The 15,992-nt window shown below is 59.4% G+C and carries 14 protein-coding genes; 3 read left to right on the top strand and 11 right to left on the bottom strand.

The window, feature by feature from the left end; genetic code table 11:
- Positions 1 to 284 precede the first annotated feature (284 nt).
- Positions 285 to 1,865 (top strand): Re/Si-specific NAD(P)(+) transhydrogenase subunit alpha, encoded by a 1,581-nt coding sequence (locus tag U3654_RS04920; protein ID WP_324754242.1) that lies wholly within the window; start codon positions 285 to 287, stop codon positions 1,863 to 1,865.
- A gap of 12 nt (positions 1,866 to 1,877) precedes the next feature.
- Positions 1,878 to 3,353 (top strand): NAD(P)(+) transhydrogenase (Re/Si-specific) subunit beta, encoded by a 1,476-nt coding sequence (locus tag U3654_RS04915; RefSeq protein WP_324754241.1) that lies wholly within the window; start codon positions 1,878 to 1,880, stop codon positions 3,351 to 3,353.
- A gap of 69 nt (positions 3,354 to 3,422) precedes the next feature.
- On the opposite strand, the gene U3654_RS04910 is transcribed toward U3654_RS04915, so the two are convergent.
- Genes U3654_RS04910 through U3654_RS04890 form a run of 5 tightly spaced genes read right to left on the bottom strand, consistent with a single transcriptional unit; the run spans position 3,423 to position 8,513 of the window.
- Entirely contained in the window at positions 3,423 to 4,577 is a 1,155-nt protein-coding gene (locus U3654_RS04910; protein ID WP_324754240.1) for an alpha-hydroxy acid oxidase, read from the bottom strand.
- A 32-nt stretch (positions 4,578 to 4,609) separates the two neighbouring features.
- On the bottom strand, positions 4,610 to 5,626 hold the full coding sequence (locus U3654_RS04905) for a proline racemase family protein (RefSeq protein WP_324754239.1): 1,017 nt from the start codon (positions 5,624 to 5,626) through the stop codon (positions 4,610 to 4,612).
- Positions 5,627 to 5,666: 40 nt separating this feature from the next.
- Entirely contained in the window at positions 5,667 to 6,947 is a 1,281-nt protein-coding gene (locus tag U3654_RS04900) for a TRAP transporter large permease (RefSeq protein WP_324754238.1), read from the bottom strand.
- On the bottom strand, positions 6,944 to 7,477 hold the full coding sequence (locus U3654_RS04895; protein WP_324754237.1) for a TRAP transporter small permease: 534 nt from the start codon (positions 7,475 to 7,477) through the stop codon (positions 6,944 to 6,946). Before U3654_RS04895 ends, U3654_RS04900 begins: the two co-directional genes overlap by 4 nt.
- Positions 7,478 to 7,514: 37 nt before the next feature.
- Positions 7,515 to 8,513: a TRAP transporter substrate-binding protein gene (locus U3654_RS04890; RefSeq protein ID WP_324754236.1), complete on the bottom strand. Its 999-nt coding sequence runs from the start codon at positions 8,511 to 8,513 to the stop codon at positions 7,515 to 7,517.
- 1,004 nt (positions 8,514 to 9,517) lie between these two features.
- Between U3654_RS04890 and U3654_RS04885 the strand changes: the two genes are divergently transcribed.
- A complete protein-coding gene (locus U3654_RS04885) occupies positions 9,518 to 9,937 on the top strand; it encodes a universal stress protein (RefSeq protein WP_324754235.1) in 420 nt (139 codons plus the stop codon).
- Positions 9,938 to 9,973: 36 nt separating this feature from the next.
- On the opposite strand, the gene U3654_RS04880 is transcribed toward U3654_RS04885, so the two are convergent.
- The 6 genes from U3654_RS04880 to U3654_RS04855 form a co-directional block, all read right to left on the bottom strand.
- Complete coding sequence (locus U3654_RS04880; RefSeq protein WP_324754234.1) at positions 9,974 to 10,915, bottom strand: oligopeptide/dipeptide ABC transporter ATP-binding protein; 942 nt, start codon at positions 10,913 to 10,915, stop codon at positions 9,974 to 9,976.
- Entirely contained in the window at positions 10,912 to 11,901 is a 990-nt protein-coding gene (locus tag U3654_RS04875; RefSeq protein WP_324754233.1) for an ABC transporter ATP-binding protein, read from the bottom strand. Before U3654_RS04875 ends, U3654_RS04880 begins: the two co-directional genes overlap by 4 nt.
- Entirely contained in the window at positions 11,898 to 12,770 is an 873-nt protein-coding gene (locus U3654_RS04870; RefSeq protein ID WP_324754232.1) for an ABC transporter permease, read from the bottom strand. Before U3654_RS04870 ends, U3654_RS04875 begins: the two co-directional genes overlap by 4 nt.
- A gap of 1 nt (position 12,771) precedes the next feature.
- On the bottom strand, positions 12,772 to 13,692 hold the full coding sequence (locus tag U3654_RS04865) for an ABC transporter permease (RefSeq protein ID WP_324754231.1): 921 nt from the start codon (positions 13,690 to 13,692) through the stop codon (positions 12,772 to 12,774).
- 67 nt (positions 13,693 to 13,759) lie between these two features.
- Positions 13,760 to 15,292 carry an ABC transporter substrate-binding protein gene (locus U3654_RS04860; RefSeq protein ID WP_324754230.1) on the bottom strand — a complete coding sequence of 511 codons (1,533 nt, stop codon included), beginning with the start codon at positions 15,290 to 15,292 and terminating at the stop codon, positions 13,760 to 13,762.
- 60 nt (positions 15,293 to 15,352) lie between these two features.
- Positions 15,353 to 15,958, bottom strand: a complete 606-nt coding sequence (locus U3654_RS04855) for an RraA family protein (protein ID WP_324754229.1) — start codon at positions 15,956 to 15,958, stop codon at positions 15,353 to 15,355.
- Positions 15,959 to 15,992: the final 34 nt, after the last annotated feature.

Genomic DNA, 15,992 nt, shown 5'->3' with positions numbered 1-15,992 from the left:
GAAACAAATTCCATTTACTGAATATCGCATCATCGAAAGAGAAAATGCAAGGATCAGCTCGTGTGGTCCGCACCATGCTTTGAGTCGGCAAATGCCGACATCTGCTTGACCACGCGCCCTCCAGTCACCATGTTGGCGCGCGCTGCCTTGATTGTTGCCAAGGCAAAAAGCATATGCTTATTTTTCGACACAATGGCGCAGAGTGTCGTATCCGGACGAAATCTTGCGCCGGTTTTTCCGCCGCTTGGGCGGGTTGATATTATTAGACGGGATGGTGGGCGAGCGTGAAAATTGGTGTTCCGGGCGAAGTTTTCGAGGGTGAGACGCGCGTCGCTATGACGCCCGAAAGCGCAGCGCAGCTACAAAAGCTGGGATATAAGTGTGCGATCCAAAGCGGCGCAGGACGCCTCGCCGGGTTTACCGACGCCGACTATGAGGCCGCAGGCGTTGAGGTAATCAAAAGCGCCGCCGCGCTGTGGAAAGCCAGCGACATCATCGCCAAGGTGCGCCCACCAAACGCGACCGAGGTAAAGCGCCTCAACAAGGGCCAGACGTTGATCTCGTTCTTCGACCCCGCCGGGAATGGTGCGGGAATGGAGGCGGCGCGTGCCTCTGGTGCCAGCGTCATAGCGATGGAAATGGTGCCGCGCATCAGTCGCGCGCAAAAGATGGACGCCCTGTCGTCGATGGCCAACATCGCAGGCTACCGCGCCGTAATCGAGGCAAGCAGCAATTTCGGCCGCTTCTTTACCGGGCAGATCACCGCTGCGGGCAAGGTGCCGCCGGCACGCGTTCTGGTGATCGGCGCCGGGGTCGCGGGCCTTGCCGCCATCGGCACGTCCACCTCGCTGGGTGCGATCACGCTGGCCTTTGACGTGCGTCCCGAAGTGGCCGAGCAAGTCGAAAGCATGGGCGCGGAATTCGTCTATCTGGATTTTGACGAAAAGCACGGTGGCGCGCAGGATGGCGCGGCGACGGGTGGCTATGCCGCCGTCTCCAGCCCTGAATTCCGCGCTGCACAGTTGGCCAAGTTTCGCGAATTGGCGCCCGATATCGATATCGTCATCACCACCGCCCTCATCCCGAACCGCGAAGCGCCCGAACTGTGGACCGAGGACATGGTCATGGCGATGAAGCCCGGATCGGTTATCGTAGACCTCGCCGCCGAAAAGGGCGGTAACTGCAAACTGACGGTGCGCGACGAGAAAATCGTGACAAAGAACGGCGTCACCATCATTGGTTACACCGATTTTCCCAGCCGCATGGCCGCCCAAGCCTCTAGCCTCTATGCCACGAACATCCGGCACATGATGACGGATCTGACGCCTGAAAAGGATGGTCGGATCAATCACGACATGGAGGATGACGTCATTCGCGGCGCCACCGTGGTTCACGCGGGCGCGATCACGTATCCGCCCCCGCCACCCAAGGTGCCGGCAATCGCGGCCAAGCCGAAGCAGACCGCGCCAGTGCCGACGACCGCGGAAAAGAAGGCACAAGAACTCACCCTTTTTCGCAAGCAGACGAAAACGCAGGGAGGACTGCTGGTCCTTGGTGCGGCAATCATGCTGCTGATCGGCGGCTTTGCCCCCGAAAGCTTTATGAGCCATTTCATCGTCTTTGTGCTGGCTTGCTTCATTGGTTTCTCGGTCATCTGGAACGTCTCGCATTCGCTGCATACGCCGCTGATGGCGGTGACAAATGCGATCTCCGGCATCGTCATTCTGGGCGCGCTGCTGCAAATCGGGTCCGGCTCATGGCTGGTCGTTCTCCTCGCCGCCGTGTCGGTTTTCATCGCCAGTATCAACATCGTGGGCGGGTTCCTCGTGACGCGTCGGATGTTGGCGATGTTCCAGAAATCCTAAAAGGACAGCAAAATGACCATCGGAATTGTATCCGCGGCCTATATCGCGGCAGCCGTCCTATTTATCCTGTCGCTGGGCGGGTTATCGGGACAAGAAAGCGCCAAGCGCGCGGTCTGGTATGGCATCATAGGCATGGGCGCCGCCGTGGTGGCCACTGTGTTTGGCCCCGGCGTCGGAAACTGGTTCATCATATTGCTGATGATCGCTGGCGGATCGGTGCTTGGCTGGTATGTGGCCAAGAGGGTCGAGATGACCGACATGCCGCAGCTGGTCGCGGCGCTGCATTCCTTCGTTGGGCTGGCAGCCGTCTTTATTGGCTTCAACGCCTATCTGGAACTGCAATCCGTGCTGGCGCTCAAGGCGTCGATGCCTGCCGATCTGACCGCCACCGGGGCAGAGATATGGCTTGACCAGCAAGGTCTGACCGGTTTCGCCAAAACCCTAGCTCACAAGAGCGGGGCCGAGCGTGCCATCCTGCGCGCCGAGGTGTTTCTGGGCGTCTTTATCGGTGCGATTACATTCACCGGTTCGGTGGTCGCCTTCGGCAAGCTGGCGGGCAAGATCACGTCCAAGGCTGAAAAGCTGCCCGGCGGTCATGCGCTGAATGCGATCGCGGCAGGACTGTCGGTAATCCTGCTGATCCTCTTCATAAACGGCGCGGGGATCTGGACTCTGCTACTGATGACGCTGCTGGCGTTCTTCATTGGCTACCACCTCATCATGGGGATCGGCGGCGCCGACATGCCCGTCGTGGTGTCGATGCTGAACTCATATTCTGGCTGGGCTGCGGCGGCGATCGGATTTTCGCTCGGCAACGATCTGCTAATCGTGACCGGCGCACTGGTTGGTTCGTCCGGTGCAATCCTCAGCTACATCATGTGCAAGGCGATGAACCGCTCTTTCGTGTCGGTCATCCTTGGCGGTTTCGGAAATACGACCGGCCCGGCAATGGAGGTCGAAGGGCAGCAGGTGGCCATCGATGCCGACGGCGTCGCGGCGGCGCTGAACGACGCCGACAGCATCGTGATCGTGCCGGGCTACGGCATGGCTGTCGCGCAGGCGCAGGTCGCGGTGTCGGAGCTGGCGTCAAAACTGCGCGATAAGGGCAAGAACGTGCGCTTTGCCATCCACCCCGTCGCGGGCCGCCTGCCCGGCCACATGAACGTGCTACTGGCCGAGGCCAAGGTGCCATATGACATCGTGATGGAAATGGACGAAATCAACGACGATCTCGCCAAGACCGACGTCGTGATCGTTATTGGGTCGAACGACATTGTGAACCCTGCCGCGGAGGATGACCCCAATTCGCCCATCGCGGGGATGCCGGTGCTGCGCGTATGGCAGGCGGCGCAGGTCTTTGTGTCCAAGAGGGGTCAGGGAACCGGATATTCCGGTATCGAAAATCCGCTTTTCTACAAGGACAATACCCGCATGCTCTATGGCGATGCCAAAACGTCGATCACCGCGCTGTTGCCCAAGATCGACTGACGCCGGATAGAAACTTCGGGACAGGGCGTGTGCAATTCAATGCAACGGCCCATGGTGGATCGAGGCGCGTTAGATTGGTGCGCCCGCGATCGTCATCTCAGGTCTCAGGTCACCTACACTGGCGCAACCCAGTTGACCCATGCAGGCCTCCAATTCGTCCCACAGCATGTTCAACGCAAGCTCCACGCCCTGTTGTCCTGACGCAGCGAGACCGTATAGCGACGCCCGACCAATAAATGCGCCTTGCGCGCCCAGACTTAGCGCTTTGGCGATGTCGGTTCCCCGCCGGAAACCACTGTCGAGGTAAATCTCGCAGCCGTTCCCGATACGATCCTTTATGGCAGACAATTGTTCCATCGGATGGACCGCACCGTCCAGTTGACGGCCGCCGTGGTTTGACAAGATGACGCCGTCCGCACCAATGCCGATGGCCTTTTCGACGTCATCGCAATGCAGCAAACCCTTGACGACGAACTTGCCAGGCCAGTCGGCACGCAGGCGTTCAAGGTGGTCCCAGTCCAGCGCGCGTGTCATCTGCTGTGAAATAAAGCGCGCGCCGTCACGCGCTGACCATTGAGATTTGGGCAAAAACTCGGTCAGGTTTCCGAAAATGGGTATGCCATGCGGCACCAAGACGTCCATAATCCATCGCGGGTGTAGTAGGACGTTGATCTTTCTGGAAGGTGTCAACACCTGTGGCCGTGTGTAATTGCGCCTGTCGCTTTCACGATTGCCCAGAATGACGGCGTCGGTTGTGACTACCAGCGTGCTACATCCGGCGGCATGTGCGCGCTCCATCAACCGCGCGCTGATCGAATGATCCTTGAGGACGTATAGCTGAAACCAGTGCTCGCCCCCCTGCATCTCGGCGGCGATATCCTCGATGCTGCTGGTGGACATCGTGCTTTGGATGAACGGAATACCAAACCGGCGGGCAGCACGCGCCAGTTTGAGGTCGCCCTGATGCGTCAGCATCCCGTTGTAACCTGTCGGGCAGATGCCGAAGGGACGCTCGACCTTTTGCCCCAGAAACTGCGTTGATATGTCGATGTTTGACACATCACGCAACTGGCGGGGGATCAGCCGGAACTGACGAAAAATCGCGCGATTATGCGCCAGCGTGACTTCGTCATCAGCACCGCCATCGACGTAGCAGAAGGCAAAGCCCGGAATCCGCCTTTTCGCGAGCGTCCGCAGATCCTCGATATTGAGGGCCTCGCTCAACCGGCGGATTTTTGGCGGACCCGCCGCCATCGTCAGACTCGGCCGACCGCGTATCCCCGTCCATTCTTGTCCATCGGATCGAGATACCATTTGCCGAAACCGATCAGCGTGGAACGGCCCTTGATCGTCGGCACGACCGCGCGGTGGTCGCCAACTGTCGTCTCTTTGATCAACTTACCCTCAAAAGTACCGGTGCCCAGCAAGCCCTGAGCGTGGATCGTCTGACCCATCGAGATTTCGCCGCGCGCCTCCAGCATCGCCAGCATAGCCGACATGCCGGTTCCACCCGGCGAGCGGTCAAGCGCGCCATCGCGAAAGGCATGCACCCAACGATAATCCGCACTCTTATCTTCAGGCTTTTGGTAGAATGTGACCAGATCCACCTCGGTCACGTTTGGCTTGTCGGGGTGGACCATCGTGATCTTGTCATTGATCTGCTTCTTGATCGCATTGCCCATCCGACCCAATTTGGCGGCGTTTTCAGGCGCAACGCGGCAAATCTCGGGGTCCAACTTGACGTTCATGAAGTAGTTCCCGCCAAACGAGATATCGACGAGCATCTCGCCTACTTCGGGAACATCGACCTTGATGTCCTTTTGCGCGAGGAAACCCGGAACGTTCTGGAAGCGGCACCATTTCACTTCGCCGTCCTCGATACCCACGGTGGATGTCACGATGCCGGCCGGGTTCTCGATACGCAGTTCGGTCTCGCCGTTCTGGCGGGGCACGAGGTTGTTGGACGCCAGCAACATCGACGTGGCGATCGTGCCGTGTCCGCACATGTCGCCGTATCCCACACTGTCGATCCAGATAATCCCGATATCGGCATCCGGCGTTGACGAGGGCACGATGACGGCGCCGAACAGATCGTTATGGCCGCGCGGCTCGCGGATGATAGCGGCGCGGATCCAGTCATAATGCTCCTTAAAATACTCGCGCTTGCCCAGCAGGTCGAGCCCTGCGGGAAAGTGGAACTGGCCGTTGATGATGCAGGTCGTCTCACCCTCGGTCTGGGTGTAAGTCGCATCGATATATGCTGCGCGTTTCATCGGAAATCTCCTTGATTTCTTGTTGTTACTCTCAGCCCGTTCATATCAGGCCGAATTTTTGCGGAAGCCACATGACCGTCCAGAATGGAAACACCATGACGAGGCCGAGCACGATGATCATCACCAGAATGAACCACAGATTGGCCCGCGTGATGGAGATGACGTCGACCCGCGCCATCAGGCTGGTCAGGAATAGTGCCGATGCCATGGGCGGTGTCTGCTGACCGATCCCCCAACACACGATCAGAACCATCGCGAAATGAATCGGCTCGATCCCGACGGCGATGGCCGTCGGAAGGAATAGCGGCACGACGATGAACATCATCGCAAAACCGTCCAGAAAAATCCCCAGCACGATCATCACCAGCGATAGCGCCAACAGAACCGTAAGCGCGCCCATGTCGGCGTTGCTGAAGTAGCTCATCACCGTGTGGCTATATTGCTGAAACGTGAACGTGAATCCCAGCAGATGCGCCGTGGCCGTCACGAACATGGTTGCGCCGGTCAGGATCGCGGCATCGCGCACGGCAAAGTAGAGTTTCGTCAGCGTCAGCGTGCGTAGGATGAACATTCCCGCGACAATGCCGTAAACACAGGCAACACCTGCCGCCTCGGTGGCAGTAAACACCCCGCCGAGGATACCGCCCAAGATGATCGCGGGCATCAGCAACGGCGGGATCGCATGAACAAAGGCCACGAGGAACCTGCGCAGCTGGAATTTCTCCTCAACCGGATACTGCCGCTTGACCGAGATGATCCATGACGCGGTAATCAGGCCAAGCCCGACCAGCAATCCCGGAATAAGTCCCGCGATAAACAACCCGCCGGTCGAAATGCCCATGTACGACGCCAGAACGACCATAGGCAGGCTGGGCGGCAACAGGATGCCGATGGTCGAGGACGACGCCGTGACCGCGGCGGTAAAGGCACGGTCATACCCCCGCCTAATCATGTTCGGTATCATGATCCCGCCGACTGCGGCGGTGTCGGACATGGACGTGCCGCTCATCCCTGCAAACAACATGCTGGTAATGATGTTGACCGATGCAAGCCCACCACGCATACGCCCGACGATGGTGGCGGCGAAATCGACTAGCCGGCGGGAAATATCCGCGTGGTTCATCAGCGATCCGGCAAAGATGAACAGCGGCACGGCAAGCAGCGGGAATTTGTTGGTGCCCTGATAGATGCGCTGCACCGGGATCAGCATGCTGATATCGCTATGCCACAGGATCAGGATCGAGACGGTCGACAGCGCAAAGGCGATCGGCATGCCTATTCCGATGGCCACCAACAGGCCTGCAAAAGCTGCGAACATCATGACCGGGCACCTGCCGGTTCCTCTATGTCGTCAAATCCCGGCAGGGATATGCCAAACTTCTCCGGCTCGTCGCCCGAGAGATAGTTGCGCAGACCGATTACGATGTCGCAAACCACCTGACAGCTCATCGCAAACCCGCATAGCGGAACGATAATATAGAGATAGACAACCGGAATACGTATCATGTCGGTCGTGGTGTCGGGAAAACGGAACGCATAGTCCCACCCCCAAATTGTCATCACCACCGTCGTGATGGCGATGCCGATTTGAGCGAGCAGGAAACAGATCATGCGCAACGTGCGCGGCATCTTTTCCACCAGAACGGTGACACGTAGATGGCCCCGTTTTCGCGACGCCAGAAATCCGCCGACGAATGTGATGTAGACCAGAATGATTTGGAGAAATTCGAACGACCAGCCGATAGATGATCCCAGTAAGTAGCGAAAGATCACTTCGGTAAATCCGACAGCAGTGGCGGCCACAATGAGGGCCGCCACTGCTATTTCAAGTATGATGTCGAGCACGCGCATATCGAAAACACCCCCCGTCCAAGCGATCAGAGAGACGCTACTGCGTGTTCTCGATTGTCTTCAGCAGCTCGTTGGCCGTCTGAACATCGTCGCCTTTCAGGATTTTTTCGATCATCTGCCCGTGCAATGGTCGGGCCACGGCGATGAAGGCGGGAATGTCGGCGTCGTTCACCTCCATGCCGCGCTCGGTGGCCTTGTCTGCCGCTTCGGCATCGGCTTTTTGACCGTATTCGATCGTTGCCTCCGCTGAAACGCGGCCACACTCATGGGCGACATCCTGCAGATCCTGCGGCAGCTTGGCGTAGGCCCCCGGCGACATCAGAAGATAGCTGACGCCATAGACGTGTGATGTGAATGACAGATATTTCTGCACTTCAAAGAAACTTGCATCTTCGACGTAGAGCGCCGGATTTTCCTGACCGTCAAATACGCCCGTTTGTAGGGCGCTGTAGACTTCGGACCACGGCAGCGCTGCGGCGCTTGCGCCCATCGCATCAAACAGCATGATGCGGGTCGGATCGCTAGGCGTTCGGATCTTGATACCCTCCAAATCGCCCGGCACGTTGATCGGTCTGACGTTGTTCGTGATCTGGCGAAAGCCGCCCTCCCAATATCCAAGGACCACGAGGTCGCGCTCTAGGAGCCTGCTGGAAACCAGTTCGCCAACCTCTCCGTTCAGAACATTGGCGACATGGTCGCGATCCCGAAAAACGTAGGGAAGCGTGAACACCGACAATAGCGGATCCACCGTCACAATAGGTGATACGACATTGGTCAGGTCCAGCAGATCAGTGCGTACGGACTCAAGGTTGTCCGACTGCCCACCAAGAGCGCCCGACGGAAAAATCTGGATCTCGACGCGGCCATCGCTTTTCTCTGCGACGCAATCGGCGAAGACCTGTGTGCCGTGACCGCCGATACTCTGCGGTGCATCAACATTGGCAAACTTCAGTTTAAATTCGGGGGCGGCCGCTGCATTGCCGGCCATAAGGCCAAGGCAGGCAGCAATTGCTGTCCCTGTGCGAAATCGGGTCATTAGATCTCCTCCGTGTTGGCAAGTGAGACAATTTGACTGTTCTTAAATTCTTGCCTTGACCAAAAGCTACGGAGCATTGGGATTCGAGTCAAACATTATATCAAGTTAGTATTATCCCATTTGGCGATACCTATGGGCATAGCAGGGGCGTTGGTGATGTTTGGCTAGACTGACATAATCGCTCCAAAGCGGCTGTGATCTGGGGTTAGTCTGATGTTCGACGAAGGAGGCAAGCGACGAAGAGATCGCGCGCAAATCGGATCACCGGCCGCGCATCTTCTGCGCGTCGGGCCGCAATTTTCAACGTGACAACGTTGGATCGCGCTCGCTTTGGCTGTTCAGATGCAAGGGTGTGATGTGCAGGATAGTCTCATCTAAAGCGAGGAGATCAGTCCATATCCCGATGACGCGCGTGCACCAACACTGAGCGGCGCTACGGCTTGATTTTTGCGGTTCTTCGCTCCGTAGGTATTGACCGAGCGTGCACCATAACGGCTGAGAGCAACGTACATAGACCTCCCGCAGTGCAGTAGATGACTATCGCCCACAAAACGGACGACCCCAGAAAAAGGCTGATCGCGGCACAAATTGTACCTAGCAGTATACCAACAATCAAATAGCCGACGACCATATCGATACCTCGTTACCTTACCAATCTAGTTTTTCTCAAAAGAGAAACCACTTTGAGTATGTTGTAAAATATCCGCTCTCTTCAAACGTGTGAAATGACCCTGCTGCAAACTAGCCGGAATATGTGGCAAAAATATAGCAGCCGCAAAAGGGGCAACTCTTTAGATATCAAGGACAAGATAGCCGTTTGCTAATCCGAATCCAACGCCTCCTGCCCCGGGCCGTCGCGCTGTGTGGCGCTGATACAATTGCCCTGGAATATTGCGACAAAGACGGAAACCCTCGCTGCGACCAGTCCGGATTTTACTTGCGCCATGTCAAGGTATTGACTGAAATAGCTGTCACAGTGTCGTGCAACATGGGGAGAGAAAAACATGTACAAGCACATTCTGATTTCGACTGACGGATCCGAACTTGCCCTGAGAGGGATTGAGCACGGAATTGGTTTCGCAAAGGAAGCCGGCAGCAAGGTCACGGTGGTTACGGTCAGCCAGCCCTATCCGCTGCAAAGTGCAGCGACATTGGATTCCTGGAGCACCGCTCAAAAACGCCATGCCGAAGACGCGCTGACGGCCGCCAAGGCAGTCGCCAAAAAACATGACGTCGAGATCACCACCCGTCAGGACGTCAACGACTCAGCCGCCGAAGCGATTGTGGATACGGCCAAAAGCCTTGGATGCGATCTGATCGTCATGGCCTCGCACGGGCGGCGCGGTGTCAGCAGACTGCTGCTGGGCAGCCAGACTTCCGAGGTCGTCAGCCACAGTCCGATCCCGGTTTTGGTCGTGCGCTGACGCCTGCTCTGATCCCACTGAGGGATCAGACATCCCTTACGCCCGTTCGCAGCGAACGAGGGCACCGTTCAATGTGCGCAACTCCTGCGGGGTGTTGCGGCAACTGTCGCGCACATCGGGGCAGCGCGGCGCGAACAGGCATCCCTCGGAGATTGCGAACGGGTCTGCCGCAGCAGCCCCAAGTTCGAGTTTGGGAAGGCCGATGCCGGGCTGTGGTACCAGCGTCGCAGCCAACAGCGCCCGAGTGTATGGGTGTTGCGCAAGTTCAAAAATCGCCTCGGTTTCAGCCTCTTCGATTTTCTGGCCAAGATACATGACCGCGACCCTATCGGCCAAATGCTCGACGACGGCGAGGTTGTGACTGACGAAAACCATCGTCAGGCCCAACTCGGCCTTGAGCGCCAGCAGCAGGTTGATGATCTGCGCCTGCACCGACACGTCCAGCGCCGACGTAGGTTCGTCGCAAATCAGAACGCGGGGCTTCAGGATCAGCGCGCGGGCGATCGCCACGCGCTGGCGCTGACCACCCGAAAGCTCGGCCGGGTAGGCATCGGCGAGGCGCGTGGGAAGGCCGACGAGGTCCAGCATCCGCGCGACTTCGGTTTGCTCATCCGCGCCGCCATGCAGGCGCAGGGGTTGCGCGATCAGGGAACGGATGCGCTTGACCGGGTTCAGCGAGGCGTTTGGATCCTGAAAGATCGGCTGTATCAGCCGAACGCGATCCGAGACGGACATCTTGCCAATCGGCTGCCCGGCGATCTCGACCGTGCCGGAATCAGGCTGCATCAGGCCCAGCATGATGCTGACCGCAGTGCTTTTGCCACAGCCGGATTCACCAACCAAGCCCAGCGTTTCGCCCTCGGCCACATCTAGCGACAGATCATTCACTGCCACCAACTCCTCGGGCCGGGCCAAAAGGCGGCGGCGCAGGCGAAACGTTTTGCGGATGCCGCTCAGACGGATCATCGGAACGCTCATTGCGCCGCCTCCGTTTCGGTTGCCTTGTAACACTCAACGAATTGACCCGGTCCGCGGACGTGCCGCGGCACGGGGTCAACTGCGCATTCCGGGCCTGCCAGCGCGCATCGGTCGCGAAAGGCACAGCCTTGCATGGTGCCGATCAGTCCGGGAACGCGCCCCGGAATGGCAGGCAGTTCGCTGCCGCGTGGTGTCACGCCCGGCACCGGAATCGCGCGTAGTAAACCTTGGGTGTAGGGATGCAGGGGCGCACGGAACAAATCCTTGGCCGGGGCCAGTTCGGCGATGCGTCCGGCATACATCACGGCCACGTCGGTGGCGATGGCGGCCACGACGCCAAGGTCATGCGTGATCAGCAGCAGCGAAAGGCCCAGATCGGATTGCAACTCGCCCAGGACGCCCAATATCTGGGCCTGAATGGTCACGTCCAGCGCCGTCGTCGGCTCGTCCGCGATCAAGAGGCGCGGACGCCCCATCAGGGCCGATGCGATCATTATGCGCTGACGCTGGCCACCGGAAAACGCGTGCGGGTATTGCGTCAGTCGCGCGGACGGATTGGATATCCCGACCCGGTCCAGCATCTCGATGGCGCGCTGGTTTGCTTGGACACGGCTCAGCCGTTCAGAGCGCATCACGCCTTCGGTCAGTTGCCGCCCGACGGTCAGCGTAGGGTTCAGGGAGCTGGTCGGATCCTGAAAGATCATGGCGACCTCACGCCCGCGCATCTGCGCCAGCTTTGAGTGGCCTTTGCCTGCCAGGTTCTGGCCTGCCATCTCGAAATGGTCCGTCGTCACCTTGGCATAGCGGGGCAGCAGGCCCATGATCGCCATCGCGGTCAGCGATTTGCCACAGCCCGATTCCCCGACCAGACACAGCGTATCTCCGCGCGCGATTTGCAGGTCGATGCCGCGCACGGCGTTTAACAGCCCACGCTCAGTAGGTAATGAAACCCGCAGGTTCTGGATATCCAGCAACATCTCGGTCATTTTCTTGCTGGTCCCGTCACGTCGCGCATGCCGTCGCCAAAGAGGTTCACGGCAAGGACCAGCAGGCACAGCGCCGAGCCGGGCATCGCGATCAGCCACGGGTCGAACAGAATGTTGTCGCGCCCTTCGGAAATCATCAGCCCCCATGACGGGGTGGGCGGGCGCACGCCAAGGCCGAGGAACGACAGAGCAGCCTCAAGAAGGATAACGTTCGCGACCTCTAGCGTCACCACGACCAGGATCATGCTTTGCATGTTCGGCAGGATTTCGAGAAACAATATGCGCGCACGGCTGGCGCCGATAGCGCGCAGGCCCATGATGAATTCCTGATGTCGCAGGCTTTGCGCGGCGGCGCGGCTGACAACAGCAAAGCGGTCCCACAGCAGCAGGCCCAGCACCGTGATCAACGTCGTCAGCGATGCACCACCCAGCGCCACAGCGGCCAGCGCGACCAGCACGATAGGCAGCGACAGCCGCGTCGTGATCGCAAAGCTGATGACCATATCCACCCAGCCGCCGAAATAGCCCGCCAGCAAGCCCATCGTCACCCCGATCGCGCCCGACACGAGGATCACTCCAAGCCCTACACCCAACGACACGCGCGCTCCATAGATCATGCGCGACAGGTAATCGCGCCCCAGATGGTCGGTGCCCAGCAGATGCTCGGGAACAGAACGGTCGTGCCAGAAGGGTGGCAGCAAACGGCGCGTCAGATCCTGCGCAACCGGATCATGCGGCGCGATCAGCGGAGCAAAGATTGCGATCAGCACGATGATAGCCAGGATCGTGCCACCGATCATCACACCGGAATTGCGCAGCGATTTCTGCCAGACCGTTGCGGGCCGTGTTTCTGCGGAGGTGGCGGACATCTCAGGCGGCTCCTCTCAGGCGGGGGTCCAGCACGGCGTTCAGGATGTCGGCGAAGGTGGTCAGTGCGACGTAGAGCAGCGACAGGATCAGGATGATCGCCTGCACCACCGGCAAGTCACTTCGCAGCAGGGATTCCCAAGCCAACCGACCCAGCCCGTTCAGCGCGAAAACGCTTTCGATCACGATAGAGCCTGACAGCAGCAGGCCCAGTTGCACCGCCGCCAGCGACACCAGTGGCAGAACCGCGTTGCGCAGCGCGTGGCGAAAGATGACGGTGCCCATCGGCAGGCCCTTGGCCTTGGCCGCACGGATATAGTCGGTCGCCAGCACGTCGATCATGCCCGACCGGGTGATGCGCATCATGGCAGGCATCGCATAATAGCTGAGGACTATCACCGGCAGGATGTACCCTTGCCACGTTTCGGCGCCCGAAATGGGGACCCAGCCATACCAGACGCCGAATACGACGATGGCCATGAGGCCCAGCCAGAAACTGGGAATGGCCTGACCGGTCACAGCCAGAATCAGCGCCAGACGGTCGATCCAGCCATTGGGTCTGAGGGCCGCCGCAATGCCCAGCGGCACCGCCACGACCAGCGCCAGCAGGAATGAAAGCACGCCGAGTTTCAGCGTGACGCCCACGCGATTTCCGATAATTTCAGTCACGGGCACATTGAAATAGATGCTGCGGCCCAGATCACCGGTCAGCGCGCTGCCAACCCAATCGAGATACTGGATCACGATCGGGCGGTCAAAGCCGTAGGCGATGCGTACCGCATCGGCATCCTGCGCCCGCCCGCCTGCACCGGCGATTGCGATGGCCGGATCGCCCGACAGGAACATCAGCGCGAAACTGATCGCTGACACGGTGGCGCAGACGCAGAATGCGACGAGCAGTCGTTTTGAGATGTAGCCCAACATGATGCGGTCCCGTGTAAAGGGGCCGGAGGGCAGATATGCCGCCCGGCCCGATGCCTACGCGCGTGATTTACTTCCAGCTGGACTGCCACCAACGGGCGAACTCGTCGGGATGCGGCGTAAAGTTCAGGTCGTTGGACAAACCGTAATTCACGTTGAAGTTATACATCGGCATCCAATACGCCTCGTCCGCGATCTTCTTGACGGCGAGGCTGTAGTTCTCGGCGCGCACGTCGCGGTCGGAGGCCGTATCAGCCTCGCTCAACCACTCGGCCAGATCTGAATCCTGCACCAGATCATCGTCGCCACCGCCAAAGAAGTTCGACAGGATGAACGCGGTATCGCCGATGCCATAGCTACCCCAGTTCGAAAAGAACGCAGGCAGTTCCTTGGCGCGCCATTTGCCGATACCGGACGAATACTGCTGCTCGTTCAGGACCAGCGTGACGCCGACCTTGGCCAGATCGGCCGCGATCGCCTCGGCGGTCGGGCGCGGCATGGCGGCAAAGGCCATCTCCATCTCAAACCCGTCGGCATAGCCCGCCTCAGCCAGCAGGGCGCGCGCCTTTTCGGGATCGTACTCGTAGCTGGTCACGTCCTGCTCACAGCCGAACTGGGCGGGGTTGCAGGCGGTGTTCAGCACCTTGGACGCGCCGCCGGCAAAGGCGTCGGTGATGGCGCCCCGGTTGGTGGCGTGGATCAGCGCCTGGCGCACCCGCTTGTCGGCGATCGGGCTGTCGCCACCCAGCGATTCAGGGGCAAAGCCGACATAGCCGATGCGCATGATCGGCGCGCTGATGACCTGAACGCGGCTCTCCAACTGCTTGGCCTGATCGGGCGGGATGCGCCAGATCCAGTCCAGATCGCCGGACATCAACTCGGCATATTGCGTGTTCATTTCCGGCATGGTGCGCACGATGATCTTGTCGATGGTCGCGCCGCTCTTGGGGCTGCCTTCGTAGTGGTCCTCGAACCGCTCCATCTCGTAGCGGATGCCCGGATCTTGCGAGACCAGCTTGTAGGGGCCGGTTCCGATTGGCGTCGCCGCCATCCCTTCTGAGCCGTTTTCGGCAAAGAACTCATGCGGATAGATCGGCAGAGCATCTGCCAGCATCTCGACCGCGCCGGCAAATGGCTTGGACATGTTGATGCGCACCTTGTGGTCGTCCAGTTTTTCGACGCTATCGATCCAGTCGACCGAGATCGAATAGCGTGTGCCGTATTCGGGTGTGATGACCGTATTCAGCGTCTCGACCACGTCGTCGGCTGTAAAATCCGCGCCGTTATGAAATTTGACGCCCTTTCTCAGGGTGAATTCCATGGTCAGCGGGCCAGTGAATTCCCAGCTTTCGGCCAGTGCGGGGACGATTTCGCCGGTGTCGAGGTTCTTGTAGAGCAGCCCGTCATAGATGTGACGCGCGAGGATCAGGCCCTGCCGTCCGGCAATCGTGTAGGTATCCAGCGGCTCAGGCTCAGCGGCGAAGGCGACGTTGAGGGTGTTGGAGGCCTTGTCCGCCATGGCGGGCGTGCCGTTTGCAAAGGTCAGCGAGGCGGCAAGGGCCGCAACGCCGGTCAGGAAACGCTTGGGAATTTGATGTGTCATGATGTCCTCTGTTGGCTTTTTTCAGTTATGTCGCGTGGCGGTTATCCGCTTCTGAGCGCGCTATTTTGCGCGCTTGGTTATTTGGGCGAGCGTTTCGCCATTTTGCAGCCGGTCCAGAATTCCGATCTCATCCTGCTGCATCTGGCGCGCGCGCGCGCAAAATTCTTTGGCCTTTCCGGGGTCCAAAACGACCACGCCGCTTTCATCGGCCAGTATCATGTCGCCGGGGCGAACGGCTGTGCCGCCGCAGTTTATCGGAACGTTCACATCGCCCGACAGCCCGCGCGGCTTGGTGGTGATGGGCGAGCGACCCCGGCACCAGACCGGAAAATCGTTCGCCAGAATCGCCGAGCGATCTGTGACAAAGCCGTCGATGACCGCCCCTTTGATGCCGCGCGCCTTGGCGGCGCTGGTGGTGACAGCCCCCCAGCAGGCGTGACGCAGATCGCCGCACCGATCAATCACGATGACCTGCCCCGGCTGCGCGATGGACAATGCCTCAACAAGGGCAGCACCATCGTCACCGGGCATCCGCACGGTCAGCGCCGGGCCGAACACGCGGCGGTCATGGGCAAGGCCCTGAATGGACGGCACCATGAACCCTTCGCTTAGGAAGTGTCCCAGCGTCGCGGTTTCAATATCCGACAGATCGAGATGAGCGTTCATGCCTGCTCCTGATGGCAATTTCTCAGGCTGGAAG

It is taken from the genome of Roseovarius sp. Pro17 (genome assembly GCF_035599575.1).
In the GTDB taxonomy this organism is placed as follows: Bacteria; Pseudomonadota; Alphaproteobacteria; order Rhodobacterales; family Rhodobacteraceae; genus Roseovarius.
The sequence above is the reverse complement of the archived record's forward strand: the minus strand, read 5'-3'. Positions and strand labels throughout refer to the sequence as shown.